At 63.4% G+C, this 15,090-nt stretch carries 13 protein-coding genes; 5 read left to right on the forward strand and 8 right to left on the reverse strand.

Annotated elements, in window-relative coordinates; all coding sequences use genetic code 11:
* Positions 1-3 precede the first annotated feature (3 nt).
* The 6 genes from AC3RLQ_RS02935 to AC3RLQ_RS02960 form a co-directional block, all read right to left on the reverse strand.
* Positions 4-2,175 carry a peptidase domain-containing ABC transporter gene (locus tag AC3RLQ_RS02935; RefSeq protein WP_493034183.1) on the reverse strand — a complete coding sequence of 724 codons (2,172 nt, stop codon included), beginning with the start codon at positions 2,173-2,175 and terminating at the stop codon, positions 4-6.
* 202 nt (positions 2,176-2,377) lie between these two features.
* Positions 2,378-3,598, reverse strand: a complete 1,221-nt coding sequence (locus tag AC3RLQ_RS02940; protein ID WP_493034185.1) for a GTP-binding protein — start codon at positions 3,596-3,598, stop codon at positions 2,378-2,380.
* 391 nt (positions 3,599-3,989) lie between these two features.
* Positions 3,990-4,748 (reverse strand): carbonic anhydrase family protein, encoded by a 759-nt coding sequence (locus tag AC3RLQ_RS02945; protein ID WP_493034187.1) that lies wholly within the window; start codon positions 4,746-4,748, stop codon positions 3,990-3,992.
* 159 nt (positions 4,749-4,907) lie between these two features.
* A complete protein-coding gene (locus AC3RLQ_RS02950) occupies positions 4,908-5,633 on the reverse strand; it encodes a carbonic anhydrase family protein (RefSeq protein ID WP_493034188.1) in 726 nt (241 codons plus the stop codon).
* Between the two features lie 95 nt (positions 5,634-5,728).
* Positions 5,729-6,031 carry a P-II family nitrogen regulator gene (locus tag AC3RLQ_RS02955; RefSeq protein WP_493034190.1) on the reverse strand — a complete coding sequence of 101 codons (303 nt, stop codon included), beginning with the start codon at positions 6,029-6,031 and terminating at the stop codon, positions 5,729-5,731.
* Between the two features lie 25 nt (positions 6,032-6,056).
* A complete protein-coding gene (locus AC3RLQ_RS02960) occupies positions 6,057-7,037 on the reverse strand; it encodes a sodium-dependent bicarbonate transport family permease (RefSeq protein WP_493034193.1) in 981 nt (326 codons plus the stop codon).
* 83 nt (positions 7,038-7,120) lie between these two features.
* Here AC3RLQ_RS02960 and AC3RLQ_RS02965 point away from each other — a divergent pair, with 83 nt between their 5' ends.
* Positions 7,121-8,023 carry a LysR family transcriptional regulator gene (locus AC3RLQ_RS02965; RefSeq protein WP_493034194.1) on the forward strand — a complete coding sequence of 301 codons (903 nt, stop codon included), beginning with the start codon at positions 7,121-7,123 and terminating at the stop codon, positions 8,021-8,023.
* A 219-nt stretch (positions 8,024-8,242) separates the two neighbouring features.
* Here AC3RLQ_RS02965 and AC3RLQ_RS02970 read toward each other — a convergent pair whose 3' ends face one another.
* Positions 8,243-8,971 carry a LytR/AlgR family response regulator transcription factor gene (locus tag AC3RLQ_RS02970; protein WP_493034195.1) on the reverse strand — a complete coding sequence of 243 codons (729 nt, stop codon included), beginning with the start codon at positions 8,969-8,971 and terminating at the stop codon, positions 8,243-8,245.
* Positions 8,968-10,119, reverse strand: a complete 1,152-nt coding sequence (locus AC3RLQ_RS02975) for a sensor histidine kinase (protein WP_493034196.1) — start codon at positions 10,117-10,119, stop codon at positions 8,968-8,970. Before AC3RLQ_RS02975 ends, AC3RLQ_RS02970 begins: the two co-directional genes overlap by 4 nt.
* A 31-nt stretch (positions 10,120-10,150) precedes the next feature.
* On the opposite strand from AC3RLQ_RS02975, the gene AC3RLQ_RS02980 reads away from it, so the two are divergent.
* From AC3RLQ_RS02980 to AC3RLQ_RS02995, 4 genes are read left to right on the forward strand one after another with little or no spacing between them, the layout of a single operon-like run.
* The gene (locus AC3RLQ_RS02980; RefSeq protein ID WP_493034197.1) at positions 10,151-11,716 is read left to right on the forward strand and encodes an efflux transporter outer membrane subunit; all 1,566 of its coding nucleotides are present in this window, start codon (positions 10,151-10,153) and stop codon (positions 11,714-11,716) included.
* Positions 11,713-12,840, forward strand: a complete 1,128-nt coding sequence (locus AC3RLQ_RS02985; RefSeq protein WP_493034198.1) for an efflux RND transporter periplasmic adaptor subunit — start codon at positions 11,713-11,715, stop codon at positions 12,838-12,840. Before AC3RLQ_RS02980 ends, AC3RLQ_RS02985 begins: the two co-directional genes overlap by 4 nt.
* A 2-nt stretch (positions 12,841-12,842) precedes the next feature.
* Positions 12,843-13,619 (forward strand): ABC transporter ATP-binding protein, encoded by a 777-nt coding sequence (locus AC3RLQ_RS02990; protein ID WP_461528060.1) that lies wholly within the window; start codon positions 12,843-12,845, stop codon positions 13,617-13,619.
* On the forward strand, positions 13,616-14,860 hold the full coding sequence (locus tag AC3RLQ_RS02995; protein ID WP_493034199.1) for an ABC transporter permease: 1,245 nt from the start codon (positions 13,616-13,618) through the stop codon (positions 14,858-14,860). Before AC3RLQ_RS02990 ends, AC3RLQ_RS02995 begins: the two co-directional genes overlap by 4 nt.
* Positions 14,861-15,090 lie beyond the last annotated feature (230 nt).

The raw sequence follows: 15,090 nt of genomic DNA on the forward strand, positions 1-15,090 counted from the left end.
CAATCAGGCGGCGGAAGATTTCGGGGTGGTGCCATCGCTCAGGCGGCAGGGGGCGAGCTCGATGAGGTGATCGCAGCGGCTGCTGACCTGGGAATCACGCGTGGTGACGATGACGGTCCAGGGCTGGGATTTGCCGAGGATGGCATCGGAGAGCTGGGCGAAGGAGGCGTCGTCCATGTTGTCGAGCAGTTCATCAATGAGCAGCAGGCGCGGGCGCTGCGCGAGGGCGCGGGCGAGGAGGAGGCGCATGCGCTGATTTCCTGAGAGGGGTGCGCCGCCGATCTTGAGGTGGAGATTCAGGCCTTCAGGGCGTGCGAGGAGTTCATCAAGCAGGCCGACTTGTTTCAGTGCGGCGCGGATTTCATCCATGCCGATGTCGCTGCGGCCGAGGCGGAGATTTTCCACGACGGTGGCGTCCATGATCTCGTCCCGGCGGAGGAGCTGGGTGCTTTCGCGCAGGGCTTCGAGGTCCCAGCTGCGGAGGTCCACGCCATCAATGGTGACGAAACCGGCGGAGGGCTGGCGGAGGCCGAAGAGGATGTCCAGCAGGGAGCTGGCGCCGGCGCCATGCGGGCCCACGATGGCGGCGCTGCTGCCTGCGGGAATGGTGAAGCTGCGCCCGCTGAAGAGCGGCAGGGTGGGGATGTGGGCAAAGGAGAGCTGGCTGGCGATGACCTCGGCACCGAGGCCGTGTGTGGCGGGCTTTTCGCCGCCTTCGCGCTCGGTTTCGAGATCGAAGACGTGGCCGAGTTTGTCCATGGCGGCCATGGCGTCATACCAGGCTTCGAGTTTTTTGCCCAGCTTGGCGAGGGAGGCGACGATGCCGCTCATGATGATCTCGCTGGCGACGAGCTGGCCGAGGGTGATCTGCTGGCTGATGACGAGGTAGCCGCCGACGATGAGCAGGGCGGCGGAGGCGACGACCTGCAGCGTGAGCAGCGCGGCGACCTGGCGCATGAGCACGCGGAAGTGCCTGCCGCGCGCCATGACGTAGCCGGTGCTGAGTTCATTGGCGCGCTCATGGGCCATGCGGCTGCCGCCGGGGCCTTTGAAGAGGAAGGGGAAATGGGCGACTTCTTCAAACCAGTTCACGAGGTCGTACTTCATGCGTGATTCCTCGATGCTGGTGTCCACCGCGCCGCGGCCGAGCAGCCAGAGGCTGAGGATGATGAGGAGCAGCAGGACGGCGGCGAAGATGAGCAGCAGCGGATGGTAAACGGAGAGCAGCAGCATGCCGATGAGGCCGCCAAAGACGAGGTTCACACCATCGAGCAGCAGCAGGGCGGTGGACTTCTGCGCGGTGACCACATCGAGGAAGCGGTTCACCATTTCCGGGGCGTGCACTTCATCATGCACCTGCGCCTTCACGCGTGGCAGGCGGTAGGCGAGGTCTGACGCGGCGCGCACAAAGATGCGGCGCTGAATCATGTCTGACACATAGAACTGAAAGCCGGTGACGACGGCCTGCAAACCGAGGCAGCCAAAGAGGGCGAGGGAGACGATGACGAGGGCCTGGAGGTAGGGGCGTGCCTGGCCGCCGAAGGCGAGATTGCTCACGATGGCATCCACCGCCATGGGCACGGCGAGGTAGAGCAGCGCGGAGATGACGGAGAACATGAGCAGCGTGCGGACTTCCTGCTTCTCTGCCAGCAGCATGCCGATGAAGCGCCGCGCGGGGCTGAGGCCTGCGTGGTCATGATGCGCGGCGTGGCCGTGCTGCGGTGCGGCGCTCATGTCCTGCGCTGCGCGGTCCAGGTGGACGATGCCGGCCTCCACCACGGTGTGCACGCTTTCCACCCCGACGAGGTTTGCGAGCGCCTGCCGCGTGACAGTGATGCGATGCGTGGGATGCTCCCCGTCCGCGAGGCGAAGGCTGAACCAGCCGGCGTAGGTGATGACGAGCCAGCGGCTCTCCACGCTGCTCCAGATCACCACGGGAGAGTCGGCATGGGCCTGCCACACGGCCTCGCTGAGGGGCAGGCGCACGGGGGAGACCAGCATGCCTGCACCTGCTGCGGCGGCGCTGAGCTGCGCGAGGGGATCGCTTTGCGCCTGCGTGGCTTGATGGATGGCTAGACGGGCACGCTCGGGTGAGATCTCACTGCCGAGAATGGCGGAGAGCTGCAGCAGAGTCGTGGGGGAAAGGATGGGCGGGGGAGTGGATGGCGGTGTCAAAATTTAAGGATAAGTCGCGTCTTATACGTCTTGGTAACACAGGCGGACTCACCTGTATGACTGCAAAAAAACGTGGTGAATGTAATCGGGTGGAAGGGCAAGGACAGAGGCCTGAGGAAATGGGGGCTGATGATAAAGGATCGGCTGGTTTGAGGTGTGGGACGCTGGTGATGGGGGGCACCCCACTCACAGCACTGTGGGATCAGTGGGCATGGGCATGCTCCTCGGCGGTGGGAGTCCAAGCGGGGAAAGGATCAGGCAGTTGTGCCCAGGCCTCAGGTCCGCCAGCCAGTTCTTCAGGGGTGAGCTGGCAAGCCTGGAACCTGGCCACCAAGACTCCTTGGTCCATGTTCCTGCCGATGACCACAATCTCGCTCCGGCGGTCCCCATAGGGCTTCTGCAGGCTGGCGCGGATCTCCGCCAGCGACTCCTCATCCTGCGGCCATTCTTCCTCCGGCACAGCACTCCAAAAAATGCCCATCGCACGAGTGGAGCGCATCACGCCCGCCTGGCTGACAAAGCCCGCCAGCTCCATGCGCGTGGCCAGCCAGAACATCCCTTTGGCACGCACCACGCCGGGCCACGGGCTCTTTGCCCAGTCTGAAAAGCGCTGCGGATGCAGCGGCACGCGGGACCGGAAGACAAAGCTGCTGATGCCATACTCTTCAGTCTCTGGAGTGTGACCCTGGAGGGATTCCAGCCAGCCCTGATTCTGCTCCGCCGTGCTGAGATCATACAACCCCGTGCCGAGCACCTCGCCGAGGGGAATCTGGGAGCGCAGGGTCTCATGGAGCCGGGCCTGCGGGTTCAGCGCCCTGAGGATGCCGCGCACCTCGTCCAGCTCTTCGGGGCACACGGCATCAGTCTTGTTGAGGAGGATGACGTTGGCAAACTCCACTTGGTCCGTCAGCAGATCCACGATGGAGCGGCCGTCCTGCTCTCCCACGCCCAGATTGCGGTCCTGCAGCTCCTGCGTGCTGTGATAGTCTTTCAGGAAATTCCGCGCATCCACCACGGTCACCATGGTGTCCAGCTGGGCGATGTCCGAGAGCGAGCGCCCGTCCTGATCTGTGAAGGTGAATGTTTCGGCCACCGGCATGGGCTCGGACACACCGGTGGACTCGATGACAAGGTGGTCAAAGCGCCCCTCGAGTGCGAGCTTTGACACTTCCTGCAACAAGTCCTCGCGCAGTGTGCAGCAGATGCAGCCATTGGTCATCTCCACCATCTTTTCCTCCGTGCGGGAGAGCTGGGCTTGGCCCGCTTTGACCAGCTGGGCATCCACATTGACCTCGCTCATGTCATTGACGATGACAGCCACCCTGCGTGACTCGCGGTTGGACAGGATGTGATTGAGCAGTGTGGTTTTTCCGGCGCCTAAAAAACCGGAAATGACAGTGACGGGGAGTTTGGGGGTGTTCATGACGACAGCAGGGGGAAAAGAGGCTCGGCGTAAGTTGGAGGCGTTCATGCCTCCTGAACCTTGCCGTGAATGCCCCGGGCCGGCTTGTGGACAGTCAGCAGCTTTGCAAGCGGGCTGATTGTGGGCGTCAGCAGGCATCCCAAGAGAGGTTATAATGGTGTATTCTTTAATTGCAACATATTTGCATTAAAGAATGTCTTGAGACCGACTCCAGTGATTGAGCTTCAGATCAGATCTCGAAAAAAGCGGCGGCTTGCCTCCTTCTGCGTTGATCAGGGGAGGCACCGCATGCAGGACGCTGGCGCGTGGAGTGAGGGGCTGATGCTTTTAAAGCACGCTGCGGGTTCTGGACTGCATGCTGGTCAGATTGCAGCTGCAAGGTGCAGTTAAATCACTCAACGAACTCCAGCGTCCCGTCCGTGAGGCGGTAGAAGGCGCCGACGATCTTAATCTCGCCCTTGTCTTCCATCTCCTTGAGGATGGGGCTCAGGGTGCGGATCTGGGAGACGGCGTGGCGGACGTTGTTGCGGGCCACGTGGCGCATGTAGAGGGGGTTGGAGGAGACTTGCTCGCCGGTGAAGTCGCTGCTCAGGGCCACGGCGGGTTTGATCTTGGCCAGGAGGGTGGTGAGATTGCCCAGCTGCACGTCGTCGATGGCACCCTTGATGGCGCCGCAGTGCTGGTGGCCCATGACGAGGATCATCTTGGCCCCGGCGACCTTGCAGGCGAACTCCATGCTGCCGAGGATGTCTTCATTCACCAGATTTCCCGCGACGCGGGCCACGAAGACATCGCCGATGCCCTGGTCGAAAACGTCCTCCACGGGGACGCGGCTGTCCAGGCAGCTGAGCACGACGGCCTTGGGATACTGGCCGACGGCGGATTTGCGCACCTGCTCGCGGTGATTGCGGCGTGTCACCCTGCCGGAGCGGAAGCGCTTGTTGCCGTCGATGAACTGCTGGAGCACCTCATCCGGGGTGAGGCTGGCCTGCTCCTCGGCGGTGGTGACGTGGCTGATGACGTGGTCGTGGTCAGAATGGGATGTTTGATCTGGGGAATTGGTGCTGGAGGGCTGGCGCGTGCCCTTACTCTCGTCGAGGCTGGGGGGCTTGGAAGTGTCAACGGGCTTGCCGGTTTCAGGATTACTCATCGCCTGAGACTAGAAGGCGGTCCAAAGTTGTCAAACCAGCCCTCTCTCAGGGGCGGAAAATCAACGCGGCACGCCGCTGTCAAGTGACGGCTTTACCGAAGGCAATCAATCGGGGGGGATGCAGCGGGGCGGAACTCGCCGCCGCTGCTTTTTTCCAGATCACTCGACAAACTCCAGCGTGCCGTCGGTGAGGCGGTAGAAGGCGCCGACGATCTTGATCTGGCCCTTGTCCTCCATTTCCTTCAAGATCGGGCTTTCAGCGCGGATTTTGGCGAGGGTGAGCCGCACGTTGTTTTCTGCCACGCGCTTCATGAAGAGAGGATTGGCGGAGGTCTTTTCACCCGGGAAATGCTGGCTCCGGGCCACGGCGGGTTTGATGTTTTGGAGCAGGGAGGTCAGGTGGCCCAGCTTGACATCATCGATGGCGCCCCGGACCGCGCCGCAGTGCTGGTGGCCCATGACGAGGAGGAGCTTTGCCCCCGCCACCTTGCAGGCAAACTCCATGCTGCCAAGGAGGTCTTCATTCACGAAGTTTCCCGCCACGCGGCCCACGAAGACATCGCCGATGCCCTGGTCAAACACATCCTCCACCGGCACCCGGCTGTCCACGCAGCTGAGCACCATGGCCTTGGGAAACTGGCCGGGCGCGGATTTCCGCACCTGCTCGCTGTAATTGCGGCGTGTCAGATGGCCGCTGTGAAACCTCGCATTTCCTTCCTTGAACTGGCGGAGCACCTCGTCCGGCGTGAGGCTCGCCTGCTCATCGGCCGTGGTCACGTGGCTGTCGGCGGGCGGTTCTTCATTGCGCATGCATGCGGCCAGGATCGCGGCGGCGCCCAGCAGGGCGAGCGGATAGATCGTGTGTTTGTAGAATGATGGATTCATGTATTAGGATGTGGTGTTATGTGGTTTTGTGTGTCGGTTTGGTTTCAGCGGAGCAGGGTTCAAGGAAAAAAGAGGCGGGGCGGGGGCGCGCGGTGCTAGAACTTGTCCGGGCGCAGCACGCGCACATCGCTCTCATAGGCCACCATGGCGTAGTCGGCGAAGAGCTCGGTCTGCAGGCGCTGGAGCAGGGCTTCGGCGATCGCGGGCTTGAGGATCACGTCGATCTGCACATTGGCGGTTTCGGTGATGTCTGCGTACCGCTCGCCCTGGTGGCCGCCGCCGCGCACTGGAAAGGCGGTGTGGCCCCGGGCGCCGGTCTCCTGCAGGAGTTCGAGCACCCGTTCCTCAAGGATGGATTCGCAGATGATGGTGACGCGTTTCATGGGATGAAGGTTCATGGCTGGTGGTGTGTTGAAGCTGGTTTTATGCATGCAGGCGTTTGGCGATTTCGAAGAAGAGCGGCACGCCAATGGTGATGTTGAAGGGGAAGGTGATGGCGAGGGCTCCTGTGAGCGAGTAGGTGGGATTTGCCTCCGGCAGCGAGAGGCGCACCGCCGCCGGTGCGGCGATGTAGGAGGCGCTGGCCGCCAGCACGCCGAGGAGGGTGCAGCCGCCGATGCTCAGCCCGACCCAGAGGCCGAGGAGCACGCCCACGGTGCCGTGCAGCAGCGGGGCGCTGATTCCAAAGATCACGAGGAAGAGGCCCGCTTTTTTGAGGTCTCCCAGCCTGCGCCCGGCCACCATGCCCATCTCCAGAAGGAAGAGGGCCAGGACTCCCTGGAAGGGGGTGACGAAGAAGCCCTCCACCATGGTCATGCCTGCAGGGCCGCTGAGCGCGCCGATGATGAGGGAGCCCACCAGCAGCAGCACGCCTTTGCCGAGCACGGCGTCCCGCAGCGCATGGCGCAGGCCTGAATCCCGCAGGGAAAGCTTTCCGCCGAGGGCCCCTTTGCCAAGCATGACACCCACGATGATGGCGGGCGACTCCATGACGGCGAGGAAGGCGGAGGCATAGCTCTCATAGGGCTGGTGGATGCTCTTGAGGAAATTCGTCGCCGCGATGAACGTCACCGCGCTCACGCTGCCATAGTGCGCGGCGATGGCTCCGGCGTCTGCGACGCTGAATTTCCCCGCCTTCCGCAGCACAGGATAAGTCCACAGCGGGATCAGCGCCCCCAGAAGCATGGCGGCCAGCGCGGGCAGCCACACGACGCCGATGCCCGCCTGATGCACTGCGACGCCGCCTTTGAAGCCGATGGCCGTCAGCAGGTAGATCGTCAGCGTGGAGTAGAGGGCCTCGGGGAATTTGAGATCGCTTTTGGAAACCGCCGCGAAGACTCCGAGCACGAAGAAGAGGATGGCGGGGCTGAGAAGGTTGGATTGAATCGCGGTGAGTAGGTCCATGAGGCTGCTTTCATCCGTCACAGAGACGATTCGTTCCAATTCAAGAATTGGCATTCATCGTTCGCTTTGCTATAAGTGAGAGCATGGCCTTTCTGAACTACCACCACCTCCGCTACTTCCGCGCCATCGCCATGGAGGGCAGCCTCACGCAGGCGGCGAAACATTTGAAGCTCTCGCAGTCAGCGCTCAGCGTGCAGCTGCGCAGCCTGGAGGAAAGCCTGGGCCAGCCGTTGTTTGAGCGGAAGCACAAGTCGCTGGTTTTGACCGAGGCGGGGCGCATCGCGCTGGAGTATGCGCAGGGCATCTTTCGCAGCGGTGAGGAGCTGATGGACCTGCTGAAGAATCGCGCGGGGCGGAGTCGTGGGCTGCTGCGCGTGGGGGCGGCATCGAACTTGTCGCGGAATTTCCAGCTGAGCTTTTTGCGCCCGCTCATTCCACGGGATGATGTGGAGCTGATCATCCACTCGGGGAGTCTGCGCGAGCTGCTGGCGCAGTTGCAGACGCACACGCTGGATGTGGTGCTGTCCAACACGCCGGTGCGACGCGATGCGGAGACGGGCTGGCACAGCCATCTGCTGGATGAGCAGGCGGTCAGTCTCGTGGGGCACAAGAAGCGCGGGATGAAGCCTTTTCGTTTTCCCGAGGATCTGCGCACGGTGCCCATCGTGCTGCCGAGTCTGGAGAGCAGCATCCGCACGGCCTTTGATGTGCTGATGGATCAGACGGGAATCCGGCCCATCATCGCGGCGGAAGTGGATGACATGGCCATGCTGCGACTGATGGCACGTGAAACGCACGGCGTGACGCTGGTGCCGCCCGTGGTGGTCAAAGACGAACTCGAAAGCGGCGAACTGGTGGAGCGGCACAAGTTTCCGCAGATCAAGGAAAGCTTTTATGCCATCACCCCGAGCCGGCGGTTTCCGAACATGATTTTGCGGGAGCTGATGAAACCGAAGATCGAGCGGCGGAGAGTGGGCGGTGGGTGATGCGAGTGTTGGTGGGAGGCTTGGTGGCCCGTTTAGACAGGATTAACAAGATTCCAGAATTTCAGGATTTAATTCTGAAGGGTGGCCGTGGCGCCGAGGCATTTGGCTCTAATCCTGAAATCTTGGAATTCTGTTCATCCTGTCAAAGACGGCACCGCATGACCACTGAGCACAATATGCCGCAGCGTGTACGAGAGCGCATCACCGGCCTCTGGATGATCAAAGACCTTTCTGCTTTCGAAACAGCGCGGCCTGCCTGCGGGAGATCTCCACCTTGTCCCCGGAGGCCAGTGTGGCCTGGAGGCCGCCGCTGAACCATTCGGTGACGTCGGTGATGGCACGGGTGTTGATGAGCTGGGCGCGGTTGGCGCGGAAGAAAATGGGCATGTTCAGGCGCTGCTCCAGAGTGCCGAGCGAGCGGGGCAGCAACACTTTGCCGCCCTCAAAGAAGACATGCGTGTGGTTGCCCTCCGACTGCAGCAGGTAGATGGAGCGCACGGGTACAAACCAGGTGCGCTGTTCTCCTTTGAGCAGCACGCGGTCAGTTTCGCGCAGAGGCGGCTCATCCTGCGGCGCATCGGCATCAGAAGGGGCGGGATCATGCAGCTTCTGAATGACGGCGGCGAGGCGGGCGGGATCGACGGGCTTGAGGAGATAGCCGACGGCATTCACCTCAAAGGCGCGCAGGGCATGCGCATCATAGGCGGTGCAGAAAACGACCTGCGGGCTGTGGCCGCCTGCGCTCATGGCATTGACGAATTCAAAGCCGTCCATCTCGGGCATCTGGATGTCGAGAAAGAGGACGTCGGGCTTCAGCGCGGGCAGCAGGCTCAGCGCGGCGTGGCCGCTGTCTGCCTCTCCCACGATCTCGATTTCGGGATGTGCCTCCAGCAGCCGGCGCATTTCGCGGCGGGCCATGCGTTCGTCGTCGATGAGGAGGGCTTTCATGATTGCTGCGATTGCGGGAGGATTACGGAGGCCTCCACTCCGCCGGCAGTTGGGCTGATCGTCATGGTGGCGGCGCTGCCGAAGAGCAGGGTCAGACGCTCCCGCGTGTGTGAGAGGCCGATGCCGCCTTTGTCCTGCCAGTTTTCCACGAGGGCGCCGGAATTCTTCACCACCAGCTTCAGGGCCCCGGAGTCCAGGCTGGCCTCATAGCTCAGAAGGCCCGGCCCCAGCTTGGCAGCCACGCCGTGCTTCACGGCATTCTCCACCAGAGTGACGAGCAGCAGCGGCGGAACGAGCGCCTTTTCACAGCCGGTGCCGACGTGTCGCTCCACTTGCAGGCGGTCGCCGTAGCGCGCGAGTTCGAGGCCCAGCAGGGCATCGACGGCGATGAGTTCATCGCGCAGGGGGATAAGCTTGTGATCGCTGGAGGTCAGCGAGGCGCGGAGCACGAGCGAGAGCCGCGTCACGGCATCACGCGCCTGCTCCGGGTTTTCATCGATGAGCGCACGGAGGGTGTTGAGAGAGTTGAAAAGGAAGTGCGGATTGAGCTGTGTGGCGATGGTCTGCAGCCGCGCCTCCTTGATGGCGGCGGCATGGCGGAGGGAGGCCACCTCAATCTGATGCAGCCGGGTGAAAGCCTGGCAGGCATAATAAAGCGCGGCCCACATGCCCAGGAGAAAGAGGGCCACGGCACCGGTGGCGATCAGCTCAATGAGCAGCCCCCGGCCTGCGACCTCCGCGCCAATCCCCATCCTGGCAAAGCACCAGCGCAGGGCATTGAGGATGACTGATATGACGGCCGCAAACGCCACGCAGGTGAGCATGACCACAGGCACCAGACGCTTCAGCGGGGAGAGATCCCAGCGGTGCCGCAGGGAGAGAAGATGCAGCTGGTGCGTGGCCAGAATGCCGCAGAGAGTCATGGCCACGTTTTGCAGCCACATGAGAGGCTGCAGCGCGGCAAAGGCCCGCCTGAGCGCCTCCGCCGTGGCCGGGGCGTCAGCATCAAAGGCGATGGCGGGTGGTCCGGAGATGAGCGTGACGGTGACCATCAGCGCAAACAAGGACCAGAAGCCTGTCTGCATGAGGCGATAGCCGCGCCCGGCGAAGGGCGGTGTGGTGCCGGTGCTCTGCAGTGCCTCGTTCATTTCCATGCCACTCTGCGCCACGCCGGGTGAAATGCCAGTCTACAGTGACCGGGAGGCCTCCTGCAATGATGAACGGTGGAAAAGCCCCATGAGCGGCGGCTGCCGCTCATCCACGCCGAATGCCGCTTGTCATGCGGATTCATCCGCTGGTCTGAATCCCGCCGCAGAAAATGTGGATCGCGTGATGATTGAACCCATGAAGTTCATGAAACAGCCCCCATTTCTCCGCAAGACGCGGTGCTGTGCGCTGGCCGTGCTCGGCTGCCAGATGCTGCTGGCAGGCTGCAGCTTCATCCCGAAGCTGGAGCGCCCCGCAGCCCCGGTGAGCGCGCGCTTTCCGCACGGTGGCGGCACAGAGGCAGGAAGCAGCGAGCTGCCATGGCGCAGCGTGTTCGGTGGTGACGCGCGGCTGGTGCGGCTCATCGACATCGCGCTGGCAAACAACCGCGATCTGCGCGTGGCCATGCTGCGCGTGGAGGAGGCGCGGGCGCAGTACCGCATCGAGCGCGCGCCGCTGCTGCCCACCGTGTCTGCATCGAGTGATCTGGCGCAGAGCCACCTGGCCGGGCTGACCACGGAGCAGTGGTCCGCCAAGGTGGGCACCACCTCGTATGAGCTGGACTTGTTTGGCCGCATCCGCAGCCTGAGCGCGAAGGCGCTGGAGACTTACCTGGCCAAAACCGAAACGCAGCGTGCCGCGCAGGTGACGCTCATCGCAGAGCTGGCCACGCAATACTACACGGTGAGGCGGCTGGATGAGCTCATCACAAACACGAAGAAGACACTGGCGGTGGTGGAGGAAAGCTACCGCCTCAATGAGAGCATTTTCAAAGCGGGCGGCCTGCTGGAGCTGGACCTGCGCCTGTCCGAGACGCAGGTGCTCACAGCGAAGTCCAATATCATTTCCTACCAGCGCCAGCGCGCGCAGGCGGAGAACGGCCTGGTGCTCATGCTCGGCCAGCCGCTGCCTGCCGGGCTGCCGCAGGGCAGGGCGCTGGCGGATGCACCGGTGAAGGCGGTCTCCGCAGGGCTGCCTTCGGAGCTGCTGCTGGGCCGGCCGGACATCCTCGCGGCGGAGCACACGCTGCGTGCGGCGAATGCGGACATCGGTGCGGCGCGCGCGGCCTTCTTCCCGACCGTGAAGCTGACCGCCTCCGATGGCACCACCAGCGCGGAGCTGACGAGCCTCTTTGGCCCAAACACGGCGGTGTGGAGCTTTGCGCCGCAGATCAGCCTGCCCATTTTTGCAGGCGGCCGGAACAAGGCCAACCTCGATGCCACGAAGGTGCGCACGCGCATCGAGGTGGCAAACTACGAGAAGGCCATCCAGAGCGCCTTCCGGGAGGTGGCGGATGCGCTGGTGGCGCAGCGTGCGGCGCGGGAGCAGATAAGCACGCTGGAGGAGCTCACCGCCGCCCAGCAGCGGCGCTATGACCTGGCCTCCGCACGGGATCAGCGCGGCGTGGCGACTTATCTGAATGTGATGACGGCGCAGCAGGATCTCTTCACTGCGCAGCAGAACCTCATCGGCTCACGCTATGACGCGGTGGCCGCACGCATCAAACTTTATCAGGCCGTCGGAGGCGGCTGGAAATGAACACACGCATCTTCATCTTGTTGTCACTCGTTGCCCTTTCAGCATGCAAACCACCGGGGGCGGGCATGCTGCGCTATGAGACCGCCACCGTCGCCAAAGGAGACCTGCGCGCCGTGGTGATGGCCAGCGGCACGCTCAGCGCGGTGGTGAGCGTGGACGTGGGCTGCCAGGTGTCCGGCCGTGTCATGAAGCTCAACGCGGACTTCAACTCCATCGTGAAGCGCGGGGACCTCATCGCAGAGCTGGACACCTCCATCTATGCCGCCAAGGTGAAGGCCGCCGAAGGAGAGCTGGCCGGTGCCAGGGCCAGCGCCATGTGGAAGAAGCAGAACCTGGCCCGCAAGAAGGAGCTCTTTCCCCTGCGCGGAGTCATGGCGCTGGATGTGGAGCAGGCCGTGGCGGAGCTGGGGCAGGCGGATGCCACCGTGACCATCAAGGAGGCGGTGCTCGACCAGGCTCAAACGGACCTGAGCTACTGCCGCATCTCCGCGCCGGTGGACGGCATCGTGGTTTCACGAAAGGTGGACGCAGGCCAGACGGTCGTCGCGGCCATGAACACGCCGGTGCTCTTCACCATCGCGCAGGACATTAAAAAAATGCGCATCAGCGCCACGGTCTCCGAGGCGGACATCGGCCGCGTGAAGATGGGGCAGAAGGTGGATTTCACCGTGGACGCCTTTCCGGATGATGTCTTCAGCGGCGAGGTGGTGCAGGTGCGCATCTCCCCCACGACGAAGGAGAATGTGGTGACCTATGAAACGCTCATCGACGTGGAGAATCCGGAGCAGCGTCTTTTTCCCGGCATGACGGCGGACGTTTCCATCATGACCGCGGAGAGAAGCGGCGTGCTGAAGGTGCCAAACACCGCGCTGCGCTTCACCCCGCCGGAAGGCAGCAAGGTCACGGGCTCCGCCGATGCCAAACTCCAGCGCAGGCAGCAACTGGTGTACGTGCTGGAAGGCACGGAGAAAGAGCCCGTGCTGCGCGCCGCGATCATCACCACGGGCATCACGGACAACAGCGAGACGGAGGTCTTGGAGGGCCTGGAGGCCGGTGCGCGCGTGATCACCGCCAGCCGGGGCGGAGCCAAAGAGGACGCGGGAGGGCCGCCACCATCCATCTAGCCATGAGCACGAAGGAGACAGTCATTGAGCTGGAAAACCTCCAGAAGATCTACCGCACCGGAGATGTGGAGGTGCGCGCCGTGAACGGGGTCAGCCTGCAAATCGGGCGCGGCGAGTTCGTGGCCATCATGGGCTCCAGCGGCTCCGGCAAATCCACGCTCATGAACATGCTCGGCTGCCTGGACCAGCCCACCGCAGGCAGCTACCTGCTGGATGGTGTGGATGTGGCGAAGCTGGGCCGTGCGGAACTCTCGCGCCTGCGGAATCAGAAGCTCGGCTTCGTCTTCCAGAGCTTCAACCTGCTGGCCCGCACCACGGCGTGTGAGAATGTGGAGCTGCCGCTCTTCTACACCAGCCCGCATGTGCCGCTGCGGGAGCGCCGGCGGCGCGCGATCGAGGCGCTGGAAAAAGTGGGGCTGGGCGCACGCCTGTACAATCACCCGAACCAGCTCTCCGGCGGCCAGCAGCAGCGTGTGGCCATCGCCCGCGCGCTGGTGAACAAGCCGGAGCTCGTGCTGGCGGACGAGCCCACGGGCAACCTGGACACACGCACCAGCATCGAGGTCATGGGCCTGTTTCAGGAGCTGAACGACGCGGGCATCACCGTGGTGATGGTGACGCATGAGCTGGACATCGCCGCGTACTGCAAGCGCATCATCGTCATGCGCGATGGCAAAGTCATTCGTGATGAGCCGTGCACCGCGCGCCTCTTTGCCGGCGTCCAGCGTGCCGCGCTGGATGCGTCCGAACAACACGCCAGCCTCTCCACCACGCCATGATGCACGCGCTCACATCTCCGCTGCTGCGTGCAGGCCTCACGGCCATGATCGCCTTCCGCGCGCTGCGGCGGAACAAGCTGCGCAGCATCCTCACCGCGCTGGGCATCATCATCGGCGTGGCCTCGGTGGTCTCCATCATGGCGCTGGGGCGCGGCACACAGCGGCGCATTCAGGACCAGGTGTCCTCCCTGGGCTCCAATCTGCTCATGGTGTTTTCCAAAAGCCGGCGGACGAATGCCGCCGCCGCAGGCAGCGGCGAGTCCAGCAATCTGACACTGGAGGACGTGGAGGCCATCCGCCGGGAGGTGCGCAGCGTGCAGGCCGCGAGCCCGGAGGTGACGCTCTCAGCGCAGGCCGTTGCCGCCGGACGGAACTGGAGCACGACCATCGCCGGAGAGTCCGCCGGCTACCTGCGCATACGCGACTGGCCGCTGGCGCGCGGCAGCATGTTTACGGAAAGGGAGGTGCGCAGCTCCGCGCGCGTGGCGGTCATCGGCTCGCGCACGGCACGGGAGCTCTTTGGCCCGCTGGACCCCGTGGGGCAGACGGTGCGCATCAAGAACATGCCCTTCACCATCATCGGCCAGCTTGAAAGCAAGGGCGCAGGCATGGGCGGCGCCAATCAGGACGACCGCATCCTCATTCCCTACACCACGGCCATGCGGCGGCTCACGGGAGACAAGTATCCGCGGCTCGTCACGCTGCAGATCAGCAGCGACGGGCTCATGAACGCCGCGCAGGAGCAGGTGACCGCGCTGCTGCGCCAGCGCCACCACCTGGGCGAAGGCCGCAAGAACGACTTCGACATCGTCAACCAGAAGGAGATCGCTGACACGGTGAACAGCATCACCAGCACGCTCACGTATTTGCTCGGCGGCATCGCCGGGCTGTCGCTGCTCGTCGGTGGCATCGGCATCATGAACATCATGCTCGTCAGCGTGACCGAGCGCACGCGGGAGATCGGCACGCGCATCGCCGTGGGCGCGCAGCCGCGGGACATCTTGCTGCAGTTCCTCATCGAGTCCGTCACCCTGAGCCTGCTCGGCGGGGCCATCGGCGTGGCCCTCGGCTTCGCCGCCAGCGCAGCCGCCAGCATGATCCCGAATTTCCATCCCTCCGTCTCCCTCGGCAGCGTGGTGGTGGCCTTTGGCATCAGCTTCAGCGTGGGCGTGTTCTTTGGCTTCTACCCAGCCCGCAAAGCCGCGAACATGAACCCGATCGCCGCGCTGAGATTTGAATGATACGAGTCTGCGGAGACGCACTGCGGGCTTGGTGGCTGTTTAGACAGGATTAACAAGAGGGCAGAATTTCAGGATTTTTTTCTGAAGACTGGCTCGGCGGCCGATGTGTTTGCGATGGTTTACAAACCTGCTTCTGGTGGTGCAGAGTCATTGGCCTCTAATCCTGAAATCTTGGAATTCTGTTAATCCTGTCAAAGATGTCACCGCATGATACTGAGGGAACGAATTTG

The sequence above is a fragment of the Prosthecobacter sp. GW821-HT29F12 genome (assembly GCF_058803405.1).

Excerpts from the sequence above, each read along its gene's own strand:
- AC3RLQ_RS02975 (WP_493034196.1), bottom strand. The coding sequence starts at position 10,119 with ATGAACGAGGCACTGCAGAGCACCGGCACCACACCGCCCTTCGCCGGG.
- AC3RLQ_RS02980 (WP_493034197.1), top strand. The coding sequence starts at position 10,151 with ATGCCAGTCTACAGTGACCGGGAGGCCTCCTGCAATGATGAACGGTGG.
- AC3RLQ_RS02940 (WP_493034185.1), bottom strand. The coding sequence starts at position 3,598 with ATGAACACCCCCAAACTCCCCGTCACTGTCATTTCCGGTTTTTTAGGC.
- AC3RLQ_RS02960 (WP_493034193.1), bottom strand. The coding sequence starts at position 7,037 with ATGGACCTACTCACCGCGATTCAATCCAACCTTCTCAGCCCCGCCATC.
- AC3RLQ_RS02950 (WP_493034188.1), bottom strand. The coding sequence starts at position 5,633 with ATGAATCCATCATTCTACAAACACACGATCTATCCGCTCGCCCTGCTG.
- AC3RLQ_RS02965 (WP_493034194.1), top strand. The coding sequence starts at position 7,121 with ATGGCCTTTCTGAACTACCACCACCTCCGCTACTTCCGCGCCATCGCC.
- AC3RLQ_RS02970 (WP_493034195.1), bottom strand. The coding sequence starts at position 8,971 with ATGAAAGCCCTCCTCATCGACGACGAACGCATGGCCCGCCGCGAAATG.
- AC3RLQ_RS02990 (WP_461528060.1), top strand. The coding sequence starts at position 12,843 with ATGAGCACGAAGGAGACAGTCATTGAGCTGGAAAACCTCCAGAAGATC.
- AC3RLQ_RS02955 (WP_493034190.1), bottom strand. The coding sequence starts at position 6,031 with ATGAACCTTCATCCCATGAAACGCGTCACCATCATCTGCGAATCCATC.
- AC3RLQ_RS02995 (WP_493034199.1), top strand. The coding sequence starts at position 13,616 with ATGATGCACGCGCTCACATCTCCGCTGCTGCGTGCAGGCCTCACGGCC.
- AC3RLQ_RS02945 (WP_493034187.1), bottom strand. The coding sequence starts at position 4,748 with ATGAGTAATCCTGAAACCGGCAAGCCCGTTGACACTTCCAAGCCCCCC.
- AC3RLQ_RS02985 (WP_493034198.1), top strand. The coding sequence starts at position 11,713 with ATGAACACACGCATCTTCATCTTGTTGTCACTCGTTGCCCTTTCAGCA.